We start from the raw sequence: 21,251 nt of genomic DNA, 5'->3' as shown, positions 1-21,251 counted from the left end.
TCACCACCCCGAGGCCGTGTAGACCACCGCGTGCTGGGTGGGTGAGCCCCAGGCCAGCTCCCGCAGCAGGCTCAGCGGCCCTTCCTCCGGGTCGATCAGGCTGATGCCGCGCTCGGCGTAGGAGCGGGCCAGCTCGGGGGTCACCATGCCGCCGCCGAGGTCGTCGGCCGCCCAGGGGCCCCAGTGCACGGTCAGCCCGCGCCGGCCCTCGCCCGACCAGGCGCGGCCCAGCTCCTGGAGGGCGTCGTTGGCCGCCGCGTAGTCGCTCTGGCCCCGGTTGCCGAGGGCGCCGGCGATGCTGCCGAAGAGGACCAGGAAACGCGGCTGCCCGGGCAGCGTCTCCAGCGCGGCGAGCAGGGTCCTGGCGCCGTCCACCTTGGTGGCGAACACCCGGCGGAACGACTCGGGCGTCTTCTCCGCGACGAGCCGGTCCTCGATGACGCCCGCCGCGTACACCACTCCGTCGAGCCGGCCGTGTTCGGCCTGGACGTCCTTGACGACGGCGCGGACGGCCTCCTCGTCCAGGACGTCAAGCGAGCGGTAGCGCGCGGTGGCGCCCAGCCGCTCGGCCTCGGCGAGGGTGGCGCGCACCTCCCGCTCGGCGAGCAGCGCGCCGACGGCCCGTTCGATCTCGGCCGGGCTCCTCAGCCCCTGGGCGAGGAACGCGGACCGCAGTTCGGCCCTGGTCGCGGCGCCCGCGGTGGCGGGGCTCTCCTCGCCCTCGGGCGCCGGGGTGCGCCCGACGATCTCCAGCTGGCAGCCGGCGGCCGCAGCGACGGCCCGGGTGAAGGTGGCGGTGATGCCGCGCGCCCCGCCGACCAGCAGCAGCACCGAGGAGCGGTCCAGGTCGAGCGCGGCGGCCTCGGCGGTGCCGTCGCCGGCGGGGCCGGCGCCCCTGGCCGCGACGGCGCCGAGTTCGGCGGGCGCCAGCTCGGGGGCCCGGCGCGCGCCGGGCTCGGCCAGCACCACGGGGGCCCGTTCGACGGCGCCGAGTTCGGCCGTCACCAGCTCGGCGACCCGCCCGGCCGGGGCATCGCCCGGCACCTGGAGCAGGGTGGCGCCCAGCGACGGGTACTCGCGGTCCAGCGAGCGGAAGAACCCGCGCAGGCCGCTGGCGGCGCCCCGCCGTTCGACGGCGAGCAGCCGCGCCGGGCCGGCGGCGAGGAGTTCCTTGATGCCGGGGAAGGCGTCGGGCAGCGAGAACTCCGCGTCCGCCCAGGGGCCGAGGTGGACAACGGTGACCGGGGTGTCGCCGGCCGGCGCCGGATCGTTGACGACGGTGACGCCGAGGGCGGCGAGCCGGTCGGTGAGCACGGCGGCCAACGGGCCCTCGCCGACCAGCAGGACGCGGGCGCCGGCGGGCGGGGCGTCGGTGCCTTCGGTGGACAGCTCGCGTTCGACGAACTCCAGCCGCTGGGGCGCCACCCCGGCGGGCACGGCGGACGCGACGGGGGCGGCCGGGACGGCCGGGGTGGCGACCGCGCCGGCCAGCAGCTCGGCCAGAGCGGCGGCGGTACGCGCCGTACCCAACCGGTCCACATCCGCGCCACCGTCCGCCGGCAGACCCAGCCGAGTCGCCAACTCCCCCGCGATCTCCACCCGCTTGATCGAATCGATCGACAGATCCGCCTCCAGATCCAACCCCGGCTCGATCATCTCCGGTGGGTAGCCCGTGCGTTCGGCGACCACCGACAGCACGGCGTCCAACACCGACTCCCGGGAGTGCGCAGCCACGGGGGCGGCCGGGACGGCCGGGGTGGCGACCGCGCCGGCCAGCAGCTCGGCCAGAGCGGCGGCGGTACGCGCCGTACCCAACCGGTCCACATCCGCGCCGCCATCCGCCGGCAGACCCAGCCGAGTCGCCAACTCCCCCGCGATCTCCACCCGCTTGATCGAATCGATCGACAGATCCGCCTCCAGATCCAACCCCGGCTCGATCATCTCCAACGGATAACCGGTCCGCTCCGACACCACCGCCAACACCGCGTCCAACACCGACTCCCGGGCAGGCGCTCCGGACGCGGTGGCGGGCGCGGGCCGAACCACCGGGCTCGGGGCGGGGGCCAGGGCGACGGGCACCTGCGGTGCGGCCGGCGCCACGGCGAGGGGGGCGACGTGCACGGGGGCGCCCTGGGCCTGGAGGTAGCTGAGCAGCACGTCCCGCTGGGCGCTGACCATCTCCCGGCTGCCGCGCAGGAATTCGGCGATCAGGGCGTCCGAGCCGGTGGGTCCGGCTCCTGCTCCGAGGGGTGAGGGCTGGGACACAAGAGGCTCCGTAAGGGCACGAGGGGGTTGCAGGGCGCCGGGCAGCGGGCTGCCGTCGGCGTGCCGGACCAGCCAGCCGTTCACCGTCCAGCGGGGCGTCACCGGGCGCGGCGCGGTCGCGGGGTCGAGGGCGTCCCGGCCGCGGAAGAGTCGTTCGGTGCGCAGGTCCACGCCGGCGACGGCGAGTTGGGCCAGCGCGTGGAGGAGGCCCGACAGTCCGGCGCGCCGCCCGCCGTCGAGGGTGACGGTCCGGTGCGGGCGGTCGCCGAGGATCTCGTCCACCAGCCGGCCGAGCACCCGGCCGGGGCCGACTTCGAGGAAGACCCGCACGCCGGCGGCGTACATGTCCTCGATCTGGTCGACGAAGCGGACGGGGGCGCCGAGTTGGCCGGCGAGCGCGGCGCGCACGGCGGCGGCGTCCTCCGGGTAGGGGCGGCCGGTCTCGTTGGACCAGACGGGGAACCGTGCCCGGCCCACCGGGACCCGCGACAGATGGCGGGCGAACACCTCGCCGGCCCCACCGACCAGCGGGCTGTGGAAGGCGCAGGCCACCGTCAGCGACCTGGAGCTGAGCCCGGCCTCGCGGAGCGCGGCCACCGCCCGGTGCACGGCGTCCGTCGGGCCCGAGATCACCGTCTGCCGGGGCCCATTGTGGTTGGCGACGGTCACGCCGTGGCCTTCGGCCCCTTCGAGCCCCGCCAGCACCGCCTGGACCTCGGCGGCGCCCGCCTTGACGGCCGCCATGGTGCCGGGGTCGCCGTCCTGGACCTGCCCCAGGACGGCGTCGGCCCGCGCGGCGCTGGCGGTCAGCATGTCCTCGGGGCTCAACACCCCGGCGACGCCGAGCGCCACCAGCTCGCCATAGCTGTGGCCGGCCGCCGCGCGCGGGGTCACCCCCAGTGAGTCGAGCAGTTCGGCGGCGGCCAACTCCACGATGCCCAGGGCTGGTTGGGCGACGGAGGTATCGGTGATCGCGGCCAGTTGACGTTCTCTGGTCGCCTCGTCGAAGGCGGCCGGCGGGTAGAGGGCGTCCGCCCACCGGGAGCCCAGTTGCAGGGAGCGCTGGAACTCGGGGAAGGCGACCAGCAGTTCGGCGAGCATCCCGTGGCGCTGGGAGCCCTGCCCGGGGAAGAGGAACGCCAACTCGCCGCTGCCGGCCGCCTCCTGATCCCGCGCCTCGCCGACCTGATCGCCGGCATGTTCACCGGCCTGGTAGAGGCCGTCGGCCGGGGCGTGCTCCCCCTCGGCGGCGCGGCGCAGCAGTTCGGTGAGCCGGTCGAGGTCGCCCGCGACCAGGGCGATCCGGACGGGCTCGCCACGCGAGGCCGCCGCGTCCGCCCGACGCCCCGCGTGGCGCGCGAGGTCGCGCAGCCGCCAGCCCTCGCCACGCCCGGCGAGCTGGCCGAGCGCGGTGACCGCGCGCACCGCCGCCCGGGGCGTCGCGCCCCGGAAGACGAACAGCTCGTCCGGCCACACGTCGAAGCCGTGGGCGGTGGGCGGCTGGTCGTAACCGCGCAGCACCACATGGAAGTTGGTGCCGCCGAAGCCGAAGGCGCTGACCCCGGCGACCCGGCGCGCCGGCTCGGCCGCCCACGGCTGGGGGCGGGTGTGGAAGGCGAACGGGCTGCGCTCGGCGTCCCATGCCTCGTTGGGCCGGTTGACGTGCAGCGTCGGCGGGCGCACCCCGTGGTGGAGCGAGAGGGCCGTCTTGACCAGACCGGCGAGGCCGGCGGCGCATTTGGTGTGCCCGATCTGCGACTTGACCGAGCCGACGACGCAGCCGCCGGGACGCGCGCCCGCCTCCTCGAAGAGCGAGGTGAGGGTGGCCAGTTCGGTGCGGTCTCCAACCTCGGTGCCGGTGCCATGCGCCTCGACCAGCCCCACCTCGGCGGGTGACACCCGCGCGTTGCGGTAGGCCCGGGTGAGCGCCGCCCGCTGGCCCTCCGGGCGCGGCGCGGTCAGGCCCAGGGCACGGCCGTCGCTGGCGCTGCCCACGCCGTCGATGACGGCGTAGACCCGGTCGCCGTCCCGCTCGGCGTCCTCAAGGCGCTTGAGCACCACGCAGGCCACGCCCTCGCCGAGCGCGATGCCGTCGGCTCCGCTGTCGAACGTGGCGGAGCGTCCTGAGGGGGAGAGCGCGTGCACCGAGGAGAAGAGCAGGTAGTCGTTGATGCCGTTGTGCAGGTCGGCGCCGCCGCACAGGACCAGGTCGCTGGTGCCGGCGCGCAGTTCCTTGCAGGCCACGTCGACGGCGGCCAGCGAGGAGGCGCAGGCAGCGTCCACCGTGTAGTTGGCGCCGCCCAGGTCGAACCGGTTGGCTATCCGTCCGGCGATGACATTGGCCAGCACCCCGGGGAAGGAGTCCTCGGTCAGCCGGGGCAGTTGCTCGTCGAGCCCGGGCGGGACGGTGCCGGTGTAGGCGGGCAGCACCGCGCGCAGCACTCCGGCGTTGGACAGGTCGCTGCCGGCCTCGGCGCCGAAGACCACCGAGGTGCGGGCGTGGTCGTGGTCGCGCCCCTCGTACCCGGCGTCGTCCAGGGCCCGTCTGGCGGCTTCCAGGGCGAGCAGCTGCACGGGTTCGACGCTGGCCAGGGAGGCCGGCGGGATGCCGTACCGCAGCGGGTCGAAGGGGATGTCCGGCAGGAAACCGCCCCATTTGGACGGGGTGCGCTCGCCGGCGCCGTCCGGCGCGTAGTAGCGCTCCGGGTCCCAGCGCTCCACGGGGACCTCGGTGACGCTGTCGCGGCCTGCCAGGACGTTGGACCAGAAGGCGGTCAGGTCCTCCGCGCCGGGGAACATCCCCGCCATGCCGACCACCGCGACCCGCAGCGGCGCCGGTGGCTCCGGGATGGCGGCGGCGGGGAACAGCTCCTCGTTCCCGCGCAGCCGACCCGCCTGACGGCCGGCCAGCCGCGCCGCGCCCTCGCTCACCGCGTGGTGCAGCCGGGCCACCGAGGTGACCTCCCGTCGCAGCGTGAGGACGTCGCCGGCCATGAACATGCCCTCGGCCAGCTGCCGTTCCTCGTCCACCGCGCGCAGTTCGTGGCCGACCCGCTCCACGCCCTTGCTGGCCAGCCGCAGCCGGCCGACGTTGAACTGCTCCAGCCGCTCCCATACCTCGCGCTCCTCGACCCCGTCCGCGCGCAGCCGCTCGCGCAGCCGGCCGAACTCGTCGGCGAACGCGCTGCGGGCGCAGCGGGTGGCGTGCCCGGGGGCGGTGCGCAGCAGGTCGGTACCGGTGGCCTCGACGACCTGCCGTTGGAAGAGCGGCTGCACGGCGCCGGCCGTCACCGCCTCCTCGGTGAACAGGTAGGCGGTGCCCATCAGCAGGCCGACGGAGACGCCGGCCCTGGTGAGCGGCGCCGCCAGGGCGGCCGCCATCGCGGCGGAGCGCTCGTCGTGGATGCCGCCGGCCAGCAGGACGGTCAGCTCGTCGCCCGGCGCGGACGCGAGGTGTTCCAGCAGGACGGCGAGCTGTGCCTCCCACAGCGCGAAGCTGTGGCGAGGGCCGATATGGCCGCCGCACTCGGCGCCCTCGAAGACGAACCTGCGCGCCCCGGCGGCCAGGAACTGCCGCAGCAACCCGGGCGAGGGAACGTGGAGGAACGCGGCGATGCCGGCCTCTTCCAGCGCCGCGGCCTGGGACGGGCGGCCGCCGGCGATGATCGCGTGGGAGGGCGCCAACTCCCGTACCACGGCGAGCTGTCCGGTGCGGGTGGCCTCGTCGGCGAAGCCGAGGATGCCCACGCCCCAGGGCCGCCCGCCCAGGGCGTCGCGGGTCCTGGTCAGCAGTTCGCGGGTGTGCTCGGGGCTGGACAGGGCCAGCGCGAGGAACGGCAGGCCGCCGCCGTCGGCGACCTCGGCGGCGAACTCGGCGCGGTCGCTGACCCGGGTCATCGGCCCCTGGACGAGGGGCAGTTCGGTGCCCAGGGAACGGGCGCCCGGCGCGCCGGGGCGCAGCGCGTCGGCCGCGGCGTCGTCGCGCACGGCGTCGGCGACGGCGGCCCTGACGCCGCGCACCACGGCCCTCAGGGTGGGCCAGCGGCGGGCGAACTCGGCCGCCAGGAAGGCGTCCTGACCGGCCGGCAGCAGATCGCCGCCGGGTGCGAGCCGGGCGGCCAGCTCCGCCTCGTCGGCGGGCTCGGGGCCCTGGCGGCCGCGCCGGGTGGAGAGCACCCGCTGGCCGAACCAGGCGACCGACTCCGTGCCGTCGCTGGCGCCCAGCGCCTCGACGGCGTCGGCGGGCACCTCCGCCTCGGCCAGCAGGGCGAGTTGGGTGTCCAGCACGACGCCGGCGGCGCCGCCGACCAGGGCGGCGGCCGCGGTGCCGGGGCCGATGCCGCCGGCGGCCCAGATCGGAGCCCGGTCCGCCAGGGCGGCGATGAGCTGTTGGAGCAGCACGAAGCTGCTCAGCTCCGACGCCCGTCCGCCGGCCTCGGCGCCCCGCGCCACCAGCCCGAACGCGCCCCGCGCGAGGGCGCGTTCGGCGCCGGCGAGGTCGACCACCTCGACCAGCACCCGCCGGCCGGGGAAGTCAACGGGCGAGCGGTCCTGGTCGGCGAGCAGCACGGTCCGGACGAGGTCGGGAAGATCGTCGGGCGCCAGGGGGAATCCCGGCCTGACACGGACCGCGAAGGGGCGTTTCGCCCAGCGGCAGGTCGTGCTCAGGGCTCGGGCGGCGCCGGGTGCGTCGTGGTCGGGCAGCTCCAGCACGCCGAGGGCGCCGGCCCGGACGGCGGCGGCCGTCAGCCGGGGAGCGGGGCGGTGGAGGGGGTTCACCGCGAGAACGAGCGGTACCGGGGACGGGGAGGGTGGGGCGCCGAACTCCGGGGATCGCATGACACTCCAGATGTCGCGAGAGGAGAACCAGCAGGGGGACGACGGAATTACACGCGCGTAGACCCGGACGGTCAACCACCCAGCGAGAAAGGCACGTTACCCACTGTTGAACATGTCGTCGCACGGCCGGGCGGCACCTCCCCGCGACGAGGGGGTTCTTCGGGGTGTCACATGTGATCAACACGGACCACACGGGAATGACATGCATATGTAATGCGATGGTCGGCCGAAAACCGACGTCCGGATGCACGGTCTCGGCCTCCCGGACCGGCGTCTCGCGGGACCTCCCCGGGCCGCCGGGAGCCGGGCACGTCTCGTGAGCGTCCCCTCCCGCGCGCGGGCCGACGCCCGCCCCGGGTTCAGCCCGTTCCAGTCAGCCCGCCCCGGCTCAGCGTGCTCCGGCGAACGTGGCGCCGGCCAGCTCCCGTACCGCGTCGCGGCCGGCGCGGTTGGCGCCGACGGTGGACTGGGAGGGGCCGAAGCCGATCAGATGGACGCGCGGTTCGGCCGCGACCCGGGTGCCGCGCATCGTGATGCCGCCGCGCGCGTTGCGCAGCCCCAAGGGGTCGAGATGCCGCAGCGCCGCCTTGAACCCGGTGGCCCACAGGATGGCGTCGAGCGGGGTGAACGAGCCGTCGGCCTCGCGCACCCCCCGTGGTTCGACGGCGGTGAACATGGGGCGCCGCGCCAGGGCGCCCCGCTCCTTCGCGGCCAGCGCGTAGGACGTCCAGATGAGCCCCGTGTAGGAGACGACGCTGCCGGTGACATTGCCGGCCTCCACATCGGCGCGGACCCGCTCGATGGTTCTGCGTCCCTCCTCCTCGGGGCGGAACTCGGCGTCGAGGAAGACGGGTTCGCGGCGGGTGTACCAGTAGGTGGTGGCCGTCCGGGAGATCTCCTCCAGCTGCTGGATCGCGGAGATCCCGCCGCCCACCACCGCGACCCGGGAACCGGCCAGCTCGTCGGCCGACACATAGTCCCGGGTGTGCAACTGCCGGCCCAGGAAGGTCTCCTGGCCCGGGTAACGCGGCAGCACCGGGTTGTTCCAGGTGCCGGTGGCGTTGACGACCGCCCTGACGCGCCAGCGGCCGGCGTCCGACTCGACCAGCAGATCGCCGTGCGGGTCGGCGTCCGCCCTGGTGACGGCGGTGACATTGACCGGGCGGAGGATCGGCGGCTCCGTCGCCTTCTCGAAGTCCTCGAAGTAACGGGGCACGGCGGCGCGGCTGGTCTCGGCGGGGTCGATCGGGGGCCGTGGGAAGCCCGGCAGATCGAAGATCCCGTTGACCGTCGCCATCCGCAGCGATTCCCAGCGGTGCCGCCAGGCGCCGCCGGCGCCGGCCTCGGCGTCCAGCACGACAAAGGTGCGGGCCGCCGCCGGATCGGTCAGGGCGCTGGCGAAGCCCCGTCGTTTGAGGTGGTAGCCGGCCGAGAGACCGGCCTGGCCCGCACCGATGACCAGCACCGTGGCGCGGCGTTCGGCGGTGGACACGGCGGTCAGCCGAACTGGACCGACCGCTTGGCCAGTCCCATCCAGAAGCCGTCGATGACGCTGCGCTGGCTGGTCAGCTCGCCGGCGGCGTCGGCCGCGCCCATGGTGACGAACAGCGGCGCGAAGTGCTCGGTGCGCGGGTGGGCGAGGGTTCCCGACGGGGAGGCGTGGGCGAAGTCCAGCAGTGCGTCGGCGTCTCCGGCGTCGAGGGCCCGGCGGCCCCAGTCGTCGAAGTCGGCCGACCAGGCGGGGATGCCGCCCTCCTGGAGCGCGGCCAGGTTGTGGGTGAAGAAGCCGGAGCCGATGATCAGGACGCCCTGGTCGCGCAGCGGCGCGAGGCGGCGGCCGACGTCCATCAGCCGCTCGGGATCGAGGGTGGGCAGGGACATCTGCAGGACCGGGACATCGGCCTCCGGATACATCTCCACCAGCGGGACATAGGCCCCGTGGTCGAGCCCCCGATCCGGCACATCCTGTACCGGAAGCCCGGGGGAACGGAGCAACTTGCGGATGTCGGCGGCCAGTTCGGGGGCGCCGGGCGGGGCGTAGCGCACCTGGTAGTACCGCTCGGGGAAGCCCCGGAAGTCGTAGACGAGCGGCATCGGCCGGGTGGCGCCGAGAGCGAGGGGGGCCTCCTCCCAGTGCGCGGAGACCATCAGGATGGCGGTGGGCCGGGCCAGGGTGCCCGCCCAGGCGGCGAGCTGGTCGGGCCAGAGCGCGTCGTCCGCCAGCGGTGGCGCACCATGGGAGAGGTAGAGCGCGGGCATCCGTTCGGGATGAGGTGCGAGCGACACGGGGACCTCTCCTGTCTCCTCAGAAACTCATTGAAGGTTCAACTTCTTGGTGTCCAGGGTACCGCGCGGCGGGAGCGTGCGGAACGGTGGGCGGTCAGAGGTCGGCGGCCAGCCGGGCCAGGGTGTCGGCGACGGGCTCGGCGCGCGCCTGACGGTAGCCGGTGCCGGCCCACAGATGGATCAGATCGGTGTCCCCCGCGGCGGTGGCGGCTCGGCGCAGCGGGCCGGTGAGGTGGTGCAGGGCGGGATAGCCCAGCGGCGCGGCCGGGCCGTACCGCTCGATGAAACGGTTGCGCAGGGCGCGCGCGGGGCGCCCGGTGAAGGCGCGGGTGCGCACAGTCCCGGTGAAGGCCGGATCGGCGAGCGCGGCCCGGTGCGGCGCGGACGCGCCGCTCTCCTCGGTACGCAGCAGCACGGTGCCGACCGCGGCGGCCTCGGCGCCGGCGCGGAGCGCGGCGGCCACATCGGCCGGGGTGGCCAGCCCGCCGGTGGCGATCAGCGGCAGCTCCGTCACGCGGCGGACGGCGGCGACGAGATCGGGCAGCGGGATCTCGGCGACCGGCCGTCCCGGGGTGAGGGTGGCGGAGTGGCCGCCGGCGGCGGCCGCCTGGACGATCAGCCCGTCGACGCCGATCCCGGCCGCCGCCCCGGCCTCGGCGGGCGAGGTGACCGTCCCCAGCACGATGCTGCCGGCCGCCCGCAGCGCCGCCACCACGCCGGGCTCGGGCAGGCCAAAGGTGAAGGAGACGACGGGCACCGGGTCGGCGAGCAGCAGCTCGATCTTGGCGGCCCAGTGATCGTCGTCCTCGTTGACGGGCGCGGCGGGCAGGCTCAGCCCGTGCCGCTCCGCCTCGGGGCGCAGCAGCTCGGCATAGGCCAGATGGTCCGCCGCGGAGACCGGCACCGGGTTGGGGGCGAAGAGGTTGACACCGAACGGGAGGCCCGCCGCGCGGACGCCGGTGAGCTGGGCGGCGAGGGCGTCCGGGGTCCGGTAGCCGGCGGCGAGAAAGCCGAGGCCGCCGGCGCGGGCGGTGGCCAGCACCAGCTCGGGGGTGCTGGGCCCGCCCGCCATCGGGGCGGCGACCAACGGCAGGGTGCGGCCGAGTCGGTGGAGGAGGGGCATGGCGGCGGCTCCTGGGGCACGGGCGGGCGGTCGTGATGCTGCGAGTGTGCCGGATCGGCCGCCGCCGGACACGACCTGGCCCCTCACTCCCGCCCGAGCGCGCGGAAGAGGAAGCCGAACTCGGCCGGCTCCACCGCCAGGTGGTAGCGCGGCAGCGGGGCGGGGCCACAGGACTGGCTGCCGATGCCGTGCTGTCCGTGGTCAAGGTTGACCCAGACGGTGTCGCCCGGGGTGAGGTCGACGGTGTGCTCGGCGGCGGCGAGCTGTTCGCTGGTCCAGCGCCGCGCGGTGAACCAGAACGGCTCGGCGCCGGCCTCGATCCGCAGCCCCGTGCCGGCCTCGTCGCGCAGCTCGGCCCAGCGCACGTCGGCGCGGGCGCCGTTCTCCTGCGGGCGGACATAGGGCGTCCCCAACTCGTCCACGGTCGCGGCGAACCGGCCCATCCTGGACGCCTCCCCGGTGTCGGGGTAGGACTCGTCGGGGCCGCCGCCGTACCAGGTGGCCCGGCCGAACGCCGCCGGCAGGCCGAGTCGGACGCCGAGCCTGGGCAGCGGGCAGGCCCAGTCGCCCTCGGGACGGACGGAGACCGTCAGCCGCAGCGCGTCCTCGGCGTCGGCGGTCCAGCGGTAGACGGTGCTCAAAGCCAGGTCGAGGGAGAGCGGGGCGACCCTGGTGCGGACCGTCAGCGCGTCCCCGGTCAGCTCGACGGCGTCCGTGCGGTGCCGCATCCGGTGCAGCCCGTGCTTCTCCCACACCACGCTGATCTGGGCGTCCTTCTCCCAGTGCATGCCCCGGTCGTTGTCGGTCGGGGCGCGGAAGACGTCCAGCCGGGGGCCGTCGCTCAGCGGCAGTCCGGCCAGCGCGGTGAGCCGGCCGCTGCCGGCGTCGAAGGTCGCCGGACCGAGCGCGATCCGCTCGCCGTCCCGGCGCGGCGCCGCCAGCGGGCCGCGCGCGGGGGTGGGGGCCGGCCGGGGCACCGCCGTCAGCTGGCCCCAGGCCACCTCGTGGCCCGCGTCGGCCCAGGCGGTGTCGGTGGCCAGCAGGGCGCGCACCGTGAGGACGGCCTCGCCGGCGGGGGCTTCGGCCGGCGCCGGGGGCGGCGCCAGCTCGGTGGACTCGCCCGGGGCCAACGGGGGGACGTCCAGCTCGCCGTGTGCGATCTCCCGCCCCTCCACGGCATAGCTCCAGGTGAAGGCGAGGTGGCCGAGGTCGGCGAAGTCATGGCCGTTGCGGATGGTCACCGTGCCGCCGGCCGCGTTGCCGGCGATCAGGACCGGCTCGATGACCTTCTTGTACTCCAGCAGCCCGGGCGAGGGGGTGCGGTCGGGGAAGAGCAGTCCGTCGCAGACGAAGTTGCCGTCGTGCACCTCCTCGCCGAAGTCGCCGCCGTAGCCGAAGTAGGTCCTGCCGTCGTCGGTGCGAGTGGCCAGGCCGTGGTCGATCCACTCCCAGACGAAGCCGCCCTGCAGCCGTTCGTAGGTTTCGAACAGCCGCTGGTAGTCGGCGAGTCCGCCGGGGCCGTTGCCCATCGCGTGGGCGTACTCGATCTGGAGGAACGGCAACGAACGGCGGTGCGCTTCCCGTCGCGGATCGGCCAGCGGCTCCTCCTCGCGGCGGCCGATGCGTTCCACCTCGTCGTGCGGGGCGTACATCCGGGAGTAGATATCGCTGTCCGGGTAGTCGGCGTCGTTCTCGTAGTGCACCGGGCGGGACGGGTCCCGCTCCCTGACCCAGGCGGCCATCGTGGAGAGCCCTTCGCCCCTGCCGCATTCGTTGCCCAGCGACCAGATCACCACCGAGGGACGGTTCTTGTCGCGTTCGACCATCCGCCGCACCCGGTCGAGCAGGGCCGGGTTCCACCGGGGGTCGGCCACCGGGTTGCCGCGCCAGTCGGGCATCCAGCAGAAGCCGTGGGTCTCCAGATCGCCCTCGTCGATGACCCACAGGCCCAGTTCGTCACAGAGGTCGAGAAACGCCGGGTGCGGGGGATAGTGGCTGGTGCGCACGGCGTTGATGTTGTGCCGCTTCATCAGCAGCACGTCCTCGCGCATGGTCTCCGGGTCCAGGGCGCGGCCCGTCTCCGGATGGAACTCGTGCCGGTTGACGCCACGGAAGAGGATCCGCCGGCCGTTGACCTTCAGCAGTCCGTCCTCGATCCGCACGGTGCGGAAGCCGATGCGTAGTTCGATCCGTTCGCCCTCGGTGCGGAGTTGGCCGGTGTAGAGGCGTGGGGTCTCGGCGGACCAGGGGTGGACGGGAACGGTGGCGGGTTCGCCGGTGGCCAGGTCGAGGCCGAGTTCGGGGACGAGGACGCGGCCGGGTGCGTCGCTGTCGACGCGGAGGGTGCCCTGGCCGGTGGTGTGGTCGTAGTCGGCGTGGACGAAGTGGTCGGTGGGCGCGCCCTGGGGGCGGTGGAGGAGGGTGACGTCCCGGAAGATGCCGGGCAGCCACCACATGTCCTGGTCCTCCAGATAGCTGCCGGCCGACCACTGGTGGACCCGGACGGCCAGCACGTTGCCGGCGGGGCGCAGCAGGTGTCCGACGGCGAACTCGTGGGGCAGCCGGCTGCCCTGGAAGGTGCCCAGTTCGGTGCCGTTGAGCCAGACCCGGGCGCAGGAGTCCACCCCGTCGAAGCGCAGCACGCTCTCGCCGCCGTCCGGCCACTCGTCCGGCAGATCGAAGACGCGACGGTGGTCCCCGGTCGGGTTCTCCGTCGGAACGCGGGGCGGGTCCACGGGGAACAGATAGGCGACGCCGGTGTAGGCGGGGGCGCCATGGCCCTGGAGCACCCAGTGGCCCGGCACCGTGATCCGGTCCCATCCGGCGGTGACGGACGGGTCGTCACGGGGGAACGCGGGCCCGGTGCCGTCGGCGGTCGGGGCGAGCCGGAAGTCCCAGTCGCCGTTGAGGGAGTGGCGGGCGGCGTCCGAGGTGGACCACCAGCTCCGGGCGGGGAGGACGCCGGGGGCCGGGGTGGGGTTCTCGGGGTACGGCAGGGCGTCGAAGGACGCCTCGCCCTGGGGCCGGTGGTGCATGTTCTCCCTCTTCCCGGCGCGGGGCGTGCGCGCACGTTGGCTTCTCGCCAAAATCTATGTGCCCCCCGATGCCCTGTCCAGGGCGCCGATCCCCCGGCGGCTCCGGCCAGTTGCTGTTGCACTGGAAAGCAATAGGCCAAAAGCTGTTGAAAGCTGTTCAGTCAGTTGCGTTTCCGCAACGGTCCTTCCGGTGGCCTGCCACGGCTGTTGACCCCGCCCCGCCCAGGGCCAAGAATCCCGGCCCGGGCGGCTCGCCCAACGCCCCGGGAGGGGCGTCCGAGAGAGGGAGCGACATGTCCCCAGCCTTGAGATCCCGCCGCTTCCGCGCGGCCACCGCGAGTGGGGCGCTCTGCGCCCTGCTGGTCGCCGGATGCGGCGGCGGCTCGTCGAACGAGGGCGGCGACGGCGCGAGCGCGACCGACACCATCGTCGTGTTCAGCGGCGCCTCGACCGACTTCCAGGCCAACTTCAACCCGTACTCCCCCACCAAGCTGGAGGGCGCGGGCACGATCTTCGAGCCGCTGTTCTTCCTGAACACCGCACGCCAGGAGGACCCCGTCCCGCTGCTGGGCACCGAGTACTCCTGGAACGAGGACGGGACCGAGCTGTCGATCTCGCTCCGCGAGGGCGTGGAGTGGTCCGACGGCGAGGAGTTCACCGCCGACGACGTGAAGTTCACCTTCGACATGCTGCGCGAGTACGACGCGATCAACAGCATCGGCTTCGACGGCGAGACCACCGTCGTCGATCCGGCCACGGTGACGGTCGCCTTCGACGCGCCCGCCTATATGGACGTCGCCAACCTGCTCGGCCGGACCTGGATCGTCCCCGAACACATCTGGGGCGGCATCGAGGACCCGACCACCGACACCATGACGGAGCCCGTCGGCACCGGCGCCTACACGCTCGACGAGTTCAAGCCACAGGCGTTCACCCTGGTCGCCAACCCCGGTCACTGGGGCGGCGAACCGGCCGTGCGGACCATCCGATCGGTGTCGCTCTCCGGCAACCAGGCGGGGGCCGACGCGGTCAGCGCGGGCGAGGTCGACTGGCTGACCAGCCCGATCCCCAGCCTGGACCGGGTGGAGGAGGTCTACCCCGGCTACGAGGCGCTGATCGCCAACACCTTCCAGGTGGTGCTGGGCGCCTGCGCCAGTGAGGAGATGGGCTGCGAGGGACCGCAGACCGAACCGGCCGTGCGGCAGGCGATCTACTACGCGATGCACCGCGACCACATCAACGCGCTGGCGTTCCAGCACATCGGCGCCCCGATGTCGCCCGGCTTCGGACTGCCCGAGCGCGACTATGTCTCGGCCGACCTGGAGAACCAGGTCACCCCCATGGAGTCCCATCCCGAACATGCCACCGCGATCCTGGAGGAGGCCGGCTGGCAGCGTGACGGCGACTTCTACGAGAAGAACGGCGAACGGCTCTCCGTCTCCGTCCGGGTGGTATCCGGCTGGACGGACTACATCGCCACCCTGCAGACGTTGACCGAGCAACTGGCCGAGGTGGGCGTCGAGTTGATCGTGGACCAGTCCTCCTGGAACGAGTGGTCCGACGCCAAGAGCCGGGGCGACTACCAGCTCATCATCGACTCCCTCTCCCCGGGGCCCACCGCCGACCCCTACTGGCAGTACGCCTACTTCTTCTCGGAGATCAACACCGCCCCGGTCGGCGAGACCGCCAACACCAACTTCGCGCGCTATGTCAACCCCGACGTGGAGCAGGCGATCGACGAGCTGAGCCACCTCGACCCGACCGACGAACAGGCGCGTCAGCCGCACCTCGACGTCATCCAGACCACCGTCGAACGGGACATGCCCTATATCCCGGTCCTGCTGAACGGCACGGTCAGCGTCTGGCAGTCGGAGAAGTTCACCGGCTGGCCCGCCGAGGACGATCTCTATGCCTTCCCGGCCCTGTGGCAGAGCCCGGACGCCAGCCAGATCCTCAAGAACCTCACGCCGGCCGACGGGTCCTGACCGATCGGGAGAGGTGTCGGACACGGCCTAGAGTCGTGGGATGCGCATCGTCTCGCTGCTCCCGGCGGCCACCGATATCGTCGCCGAACTCGGGCTCGCCGCACGGCTGGTGGGCCGCACCCACGAATGCGACTGGCCGGCCGACCAGCTTGAGGGGGTGCCCGTGGTGACGGCCGCCGATCTCGACCAGGACAGGCTCAGCAGCCGGGAGATCTCCGACGCGGTCGGCGGCTCCGCGCACTCGGGGTCGTCCCTCTACACCCTGGACACCGACGCGCTCGCGGCGCTGCGCCCCGAAGTGGTGCTCACCCAGGACCTGTGCGAGGTGTGCGCGGTCTCCTACGCCCCGGTGAGCCGGGCCGTCCGGCTGCTGGACGCGGAGACCCGGGTGCTGAGCCTGGAACCCCGCACGCTGGACGATGTGTTGACGAATCTGGTCACGGTCGGCGAGCTGCTGGGCGTGCGGGAGACGGCCGAGCGGCGACGGGGCGAGCTGCTCGACCGGCTCGCCGCGGTCCGTGCCGCGGTCGCCGGCCGGCCGCGGCCCCGGGTGGTGGCGGTGGAATGGCTCGACCCGCTCTGGCCGGCCGGGCACTGGGTGCCCGAACAGATCACGGCCGCCGGCGGCGAACCGCTGCTGGCCGAACCGGGCGCGCACACCCGGCCGATGACCTGGGAGGCGGTGCGCGCCGCCGCGCCCGAGGTGCTGCTGGTGCTGCCCTGCGGCTTCCCGCCCGAACGGACCCTGGCCGAGGCCGAGTTGCTGACCGGCCTGCCGGGCTGGGCGGCGCTGCCGGCCGTGCGGGCCGGGCGCGTCTGGGTGCTCGACGGCCCCGCGTACTTCAACCGGCCGGGGCCCCGGGTGGTCAGGGGCGCCGAGGTGTTGGCCCGGCTGCTGCACGGGGCGCGGGTCGGCGCCCCGGTGACGGCGGACGAGGCGCGCCCGTTCCCGTGAACGCCGCCCCGGGCCCGAACCACCGGCGGGCCGGGCGGAGTTGGTGCGCGCGTCGACGTCGAGGGGGTTCCGGACGGCGGCCGCCATCATCCGATCGGCCGATGGCGGCCCTGGCCGGTCGGGGGATGTGCCGACCGGGGCGGCGGCGAAAGGCTCGACCTATGACGATCATCGAAGTCGACGGGCTGCGGAAGGTCTACGACGGCCGCGCCGTCGTGGACGGGGTCAGCTTCACCGTCGCTGAGGGGGAGGTCTTCGGCGTCCTCGGCCCCAACGGGGCGGGGAAGACGACGACCGTCGAATGCGTGTCCGGTCTTCGGGTGCCGGACGGCGGGCAGGTGCGGGTGGCCGGGCTCGATCCGGTCTCCCAGCACCAGGAGGTCACCGAACTCCTCGGCGTGCAGCTCCAGTCCAGCGAACTCCAGGCCAAGCTGACCGTGCGCGAGGCGCTGGAACTGCACAGCGCCTTCTACCGGCGGCCGGCGGACTGGCGGGCGCTCGCCGAACGGCTCGGCCTCACCGACCGGCTGAAGGTCCGCTTCGGCGCGCTCTCCGGCGGCCAGCGGCAGCGGCTCTTCATCGCGTTGGCGCTGCTGGGCGACCCGCGTGTGGTGGTGCTGGACGAGTTGACGACCGGGCTCGACCCCCATGCCCGCCGCGCCACCTGGGAGTTGGTGGAGGAGATCAGAAACGGCGGCGTGACGGTGGTGCTGGTCACCCATGTGATGGAGGAGGCGCAGCGGCTCTGCGACCGGGTCGCCGTGATCGACCGGGGCCGGATCACCGCCGTGGACAGCCCGGCCGGGCTGATCAGGAGCCGCCCGGGCACCGTCGTCATCACCTTCTACCCGTCCCGGGCGCCGGACGCCGACGAGCTGACCGAACTGGCCGCGCTGCCCGGCACGGTCGGCGTCAGCGGAACGGGCCGGAAGGACGACGGCGGCGGCCGGATCGAACTGCGTGGCACCGACGACACCTCGCACGCGCTGTTCTCGCTGCTGGCGCGGCGCCAGATCACCGCGGGACAGCTGCGCATCACCGAGTCCACCCTGGACGACGCCTATCTGGAGCTGACCGACGACCAGAGCGCCGACGGCAGCCCGGGCGCCGACGGCCGGAACGCGGGCGACAAGGAAACGGAGGCGCGGCGATGAGCGCGTCAACAGCCCTGCTGCGGTCCGAGGTCCGGCTCTTCGGGCGCGAGCCGGCGAGCGTCTTCTGGATCCTGTTCTTCCCCGCCCTGCTGCTCGGCGTGCTCGGCCTGATCCCCGCGTTCCGCGACGTGAGCGAGGATCTGGACGGCCGCCGGGTGATCGATCTCTATGTGCCGATCGCGCTGCTGACCTCGATGGTCCTCGCGAGCCTGCAGGCGATGCCGGTGGTCCTCAGCGGCTACCGCGAGCGCGGCATCCTGCGGCGGCTGCACGCCACCCCGGCGCGGCCGAGCGCGCTGCTCGGCGCCCAACTCGTGGTGCACGCGGTGGCCGTGCTGATCTCCGGGATCCTGGTGATCGCCCTGGGCCGGCTGGTGTTCGACGTGCCGCTGCCGCGCGAGGTGCCGGGCTACGCACTGGTCGTGCTGTTGGCCGTGTCGGCCGCGCTGGCCACGGGCGCGCTGGTCAGCGCCCTGGCCAGGACCGTCAAGGCGGCGCAGGCGCTGGGGATGACGCTGTTCTTCCCGATGCTCTTCGCCTCCGGGGTCTATGTGCCGATCACGGTGCTGCCGGACGCCGTGCAGTGGGCGGTGGCCTGGACACCTTTCGGCGCCGCGTCCCTGGCGCTGGACGAAGCCGCTGTCGGAGACTGGCCGTCCTGGCCGTATCTTGGGGTGCTGGTGGCCTGGACCGTGCTGGCCACCTCGGCGGCGGCCCGCTGGTTCCGCTGGGAGTGAGCCGGCGGTGCGCCGGGAGTGAGGGGAGGGCGGCCGTGCGGAACGAGAGCGTCGCGGAGGGCGAGAGCGCCCCGCGGGTGAGCGGTGGCGCCTTCTTCCGCTGGGGCCCGTTTCCGCTCCTGGCGCTCGGCGCCCTCCTGGCGTGGCTGAGCGCTGACTCCCTGATGACGGCCACCGAACGGTGGTTGGTCTGGCCGCTGGGCGCGCTGACCCTGGCCGAGCAGATCCGCTGGTCGCTGCGGAGCCGCCGGGCGGGGACGTCGGCGTCCGGCGGCGCGTTCCACTACACCGTGCGCAGTGTGCTGGCGGCGGCCCTGACCTGGCTGAACCCGCTCTTCGCCGTCTATGCCACGCTCGGCTACTTCGACGCGCACCAGCTGCTGCCGCCCCGGTGGGCGCGGGTGGGGCTGATCGCCACGGCCGTGACCATGGCCGGTTCCCAGTCGGGCGGGCTGCCGCCGGACGGTTGGCTGGGCTGGGTGCTGTTCGGCGCGCTGTTGGCCGTGCACATCGGGCTGCTGCTGATCCTGAGCCGGCTCACCCTGAAGGACGCCGAACGCACCCGGGCCAACGAGGCCACCATCGTCGAACTCGGCCGCGCCAACGCTCGGTTGGCGCAGACACTGGACGAGAACGCCGGGCTGCACGCCCAGTTGCTGGTGCAGGCCAGGGAGGCGGGAGTGCTGGACGAACGCCGCCGGCTGGCGGCGGAGATCCACGACACCCTGGCCCAGGGGCTGGCCGGGATCGTCACCCAGCTGGAGGCCGCCGTCGAGGCACGGCCGGCGGAGAAGGACCAGCGCATCGAGCGGGCCGCCGCCCTGGCCCGTGACGCGCTCGCCGAGGCGCGCCGTTCGGTGCACGATCTCGGCCCCGTCGCGCTCGACCAGGATCCGCTGCCCAGCGCGCTGGCCAAGACCACGGCGGAGTGGTCACGGGAGGCGGGCGTGCCGGCCGCGTTCTCCGTCACCGGTCCGGCCGAGCCGCTGCACCCCGAGGTGGCCGCCACGCTGCTGCGGATCGCGCAGGAGGCGCTGACCAATGTGGAGCGCCACGCCGGGGCCTCCCGGGTGGGGGTGACCCTGTCCTATATGGACGACGAGGTCAGCCTGGATGTACGGGACGACGGTCGGGGGTTCGTCCCGCCGAGCCCGGCCGCCGAGTCGGCCGGGCAGGTCCCAGGACACGGCTTCGGGCTGCACGGCATGCGGTCCCGCGCCGCGCGGCTGGCCGGTGCGGTCGCCGTCGAGACGGAGCCGGGCGGCGGCACCGCCGTCTCGGCCCGGGTCCCGTTGGTGCGCCGTGGCTGAGCGGACGGCGCCGATCACCGTGCTGATCGTGGACGACCACCCCGTGGTGCGGGACGGGCTGCGCGGCATCCTCGGCTCGGTGCCGGGGTTCACCGTGCTGGGCGAGGCCGCCGACGGACCCGCCGGGGTCGAGCTGGCCGAACGGCTCCGGCCCGACGTGGTGCTGATGGACCTGCGGATGCCGGGCGGCGGCGGGGTGGCGGCCATCGCTGCGATCACCGCGCGCGGGCTGCCGTGCCGGGTCCTGGTGCTCACCACCTACGACAGCGACGCCGACACGCTGCCCGCCATCGAGGCGGGCGCCACCGGCTATCTGCTGAAGGACGCGCCGCGCGAGGAGCTGTTCGCCGCCGTGCGGGCCTCGGCCGAGGGCCGCACGGTGCTCTCCCCCGCGGTCGCCTCCCGGCTGATGCACCAGATGCGCAACCCCAGGGGCCCGGCCGAACGGCGGCCGTTGAGCGCCAGGGAACGCGAGGTCCTGATGCTGGTGGCCAGGGGCACGCCGAACCGGGAGATCGCGCGGCGGCTCTTCATCAGCGAGGCCACCGTCAAGACGCATCTGGCACACCTCTACGCCAAGCTCGACGCGAACGACCGGGCCGCCGCCGTCGCCACCGCCTACGAGCGGGGCATCCTCGGCTTACCCGCCGGGGACGAACGGGACGAGGGCCGACACCCCACGGACGAGGGATGACCGACGCGGTGTCGTCCTCGGCGGCCGGCACCGCTCCGGGACCGCCGGATCTCCCGGCCGCCGCCGGCCCGCCGGGGCCGGTTGACCTTCGAGTCGGGTCGAAGGTCTAACGTCGCGGCGTGAGCACGATGCTGATCTCCCAACTGGCCGAGCGCTCCGGCGTACCGGCCACCACGCTGCGGTTCTACGAGTCCTCGGGGCTGCTGACCGCCGAGCGGACCCCGGCCGGCTACCGCCGCTACGGTGCCGAGGCGATGGAACGCCTGGCGTTCATCGGCGCCGCCAAACGCCTGGGGCTCGCGCTCGACGAGATCGCCGAACTGCTGGCCGTGTGGGAGTCGGGAGCCTGCGCGGAGGTGAAGGCCGACCTCAGGCCCCGGGTCGCGGCACGGATCGCGGAGGCCGAGGGGCGCGCGGCGGAGTTGGCCGCGTTTGTCGCCGCGCTGCACCGGGCGCTGGCCCAACTGGACGCGCTGCCCGACCGGAGCGAACGGTGCGATCCCGGCTGCACCTTTCTTGCCACCGCCCCGGCGGCCGCCCCCGAGCCGCGCGCGGCCGTGCCGGTGGCCTGCTCGCTGACCGGCGCGGAGGCCAAGGACCGGGCCCGGCGGTGGCGTGATCTGCTGGCCGGGGCCGAACGCGAGCCGATCGAGGGCGGGTTGCGCCTGCTGCTGCCCGCCGGCGCCGCGGGGGATCTCGCCACGCTGGCCGCCGCCGAGCAGCGGTGCTGCCCGTTCTTCGACTTCCTCCTGCGCCTCGACGGGCCGAAGCTGCGCCTTGAGGTCACCGCGCCGGCGGAGGCCGAGGAACAGCTCGCCGCGCTCTTCGGTCCGCCGCCCACCTTCCCCGCCTTCCCCGCCTAGAGGAG

At 74.2% G+C, this 21,251-nt stretch carries 12 protein-coding genes; 7 read left to right on the top strand and 5 right to left on the bottom strand.

The features are described 5' to 3' along the window. From AOM46_RS19375 to AOM46_RS19355, 5 genes are all read right to left on the bottom strand, one after another. Positions 1 to 7,104 (bottom strand): type I polyketide synthase, encoded by a 7,104-nt coding sequence (locus AOM46_RS19375; protein ID WP_062213604.1) that lies wholly within the window; start codon positions 7,102 to 7,104, stop codon positions 1 to 3. A 388-nt stretch (positions 7,105 to 7,492) separates the two neighbouring features. Beyond that, positions 7,493 to 8,596, bottom strand: a complete 1,104-nt coding sequence (locus AOM46_RS19370) for an NAD(P)-binding domain-containing protein (protein ID WP_199824007.1) — start codon at positions 8,594 to 8,596, stop codon at positions 7,493 to 7,495. A gap of 5 nt (positions 8,597 to 8,601) precedes the next feature. Next, positions 8,602 to 9,363, bottom strand: a complete 762-nt coding sequence (locus tag AOM46_RS19365; protein ID WP_062213811.1) for a dioxygenase — start codon at positions 9,361 to 9,363, stop codon at positions 8,602 to 8,604. Positions 9,364 to 9,484: 121 nt separating this feature from the next. After that, positions 9,485 to 10,513 carry a nitronate monooxygenase family protein gene (locus AOM46_RS19360; RefSeq protein ID WP_062213603.1) on the bottom strand — a complete coding sequence of 343 codons (1,029 nt, stop codon included), beginning with the start codon at positions 10,511 to 10,513 and terminating at the stop codon, positions 9,485 to 9,487. An 83-nt stretch (positions 10,514 to 10,596) separates the two neighbouring features. Next, positions 10,597 to 13,548, bottom strand: a complete 2,952-nt coding sequence (locus AOM46_RS19355) for a glycoside hydrolase family 2 TIM barrel-domain containing protein (RefSeq protein WP_062213601.1) — start codon at positions 13,546 to 13,548, stop codon at positions 10,597 to 10,599. A gap of 293 nt (positions 13,549 to 13,841) precedes the next feature. On the opposite strand from AOM46_RS19355, the gene AOM46_RS19350 reads away from it, so the two are divergent. The 7 genes from AOM46_RS19350 to AOM46_RS19320 all read left to right on the top strand — a co-directional run bounded on the left by AOM46_RS19350 (position 13,842) and on the right by AOM46_RS19320 (position 21,246). After that, positions 13,842 to 15,533, top strand: a complete 1,692-nt coding sequence (locus tag AOM46_RS19350; protein WP_062213599.1) for an ABC transporter substrate-binding protein — start codon at positions 13,842 to 13,844, stop codon at positions 15,531 to 15,533. A 40-nt stretch (positions 15,534 to 15,573) separates the two neighbouring features. Further along, entirely contained in the window at positions 15,574 to 16,488 is a 915-nt protein-coding gene (locus tag AOM46_RS19345) for an ABC transporter substrate-binding protein (protein ID WP_062213597.1), read from the top strand. Between the two features lie 161 nt (positions 16,489 to 16,649). Then, on the top strand, positions 16,650 to 17,642 hold the full coding sequence (locus AOM46_RS19340; RefSeq protein ID WP_062213595.1) for an ABC transporter ATP-binding protein: 993 nt from the start codon (positions 16,650 to 16,652) through the stop codon (positions 17,640 to 17,642). Next, positions 17,639 to 18,379, top strand: coding sequence for an ABC transporter permease (locus AOM46_RS19335; RefSeq protein ID WP_062213593.1), 741 nt, complete (start codon positions 17,639 to 17,641; stop codon positions 18,377 to 18,379). Before AOM46_RS19340 ends, AOM46_RS19335 begins: the two co-directional genes overlap by 4 nt. 35 nt (positions 18,380 to 18,414) lie before the next feature. After that, the gene (locus AOM46_RS19330) at positions 18,415 to 19,689 is read left to right on the top strand and encodes a sensor histidine kinase (protein ID WP_062213592.1); all 1,275 of its coding nucleotides are present in this window, start codon (positions 18,415 to 18,417) and stop codon (positions 19,687 to 19,689) included. Beyond that, on the top strand, positions 19,682 to 20,383 hold the full coding sequence (locus AOM46_RS19325; RefSeq protein ID WP_062213590.1) for a response regulator transcription factor: 702 nt from the start codon (positions 19,682 to 19,684) through the stop codon (positions 20,381 to 20,383). Before AOM46_RS19330 ends, AOM46_RS19325 begins: the two co-directional genes overlap by 8 nt. Positions 20,384 to 20,511: 128 nt before the next feature. After that, positions 20,512 to 21,246, top strand: a complete 735-nt coding sequence (locus AOM46_RS19320; RefSeq protein WP_062213588.1) for a MerR family transcriptional regulator — start codon at positions 20,512 to 20,514, stop codon at positions 21,244 to 21,246. The last annotated feature ends 5 nt before the right edge of the window (positions 21,247 to 21,251 follow it).

This window comes from Streptomyces sp. NBRC 109706 (assembly GCF_000974485.1).
Classification (GTDB): Bacteria; Actinomycetota; Actinomycetes; order Streptomycetales; family Streptomycetaceae; genus Streptomyces.
This window is presented reverse-complemented; position numbering and strand designations above follow the sequence as displayed.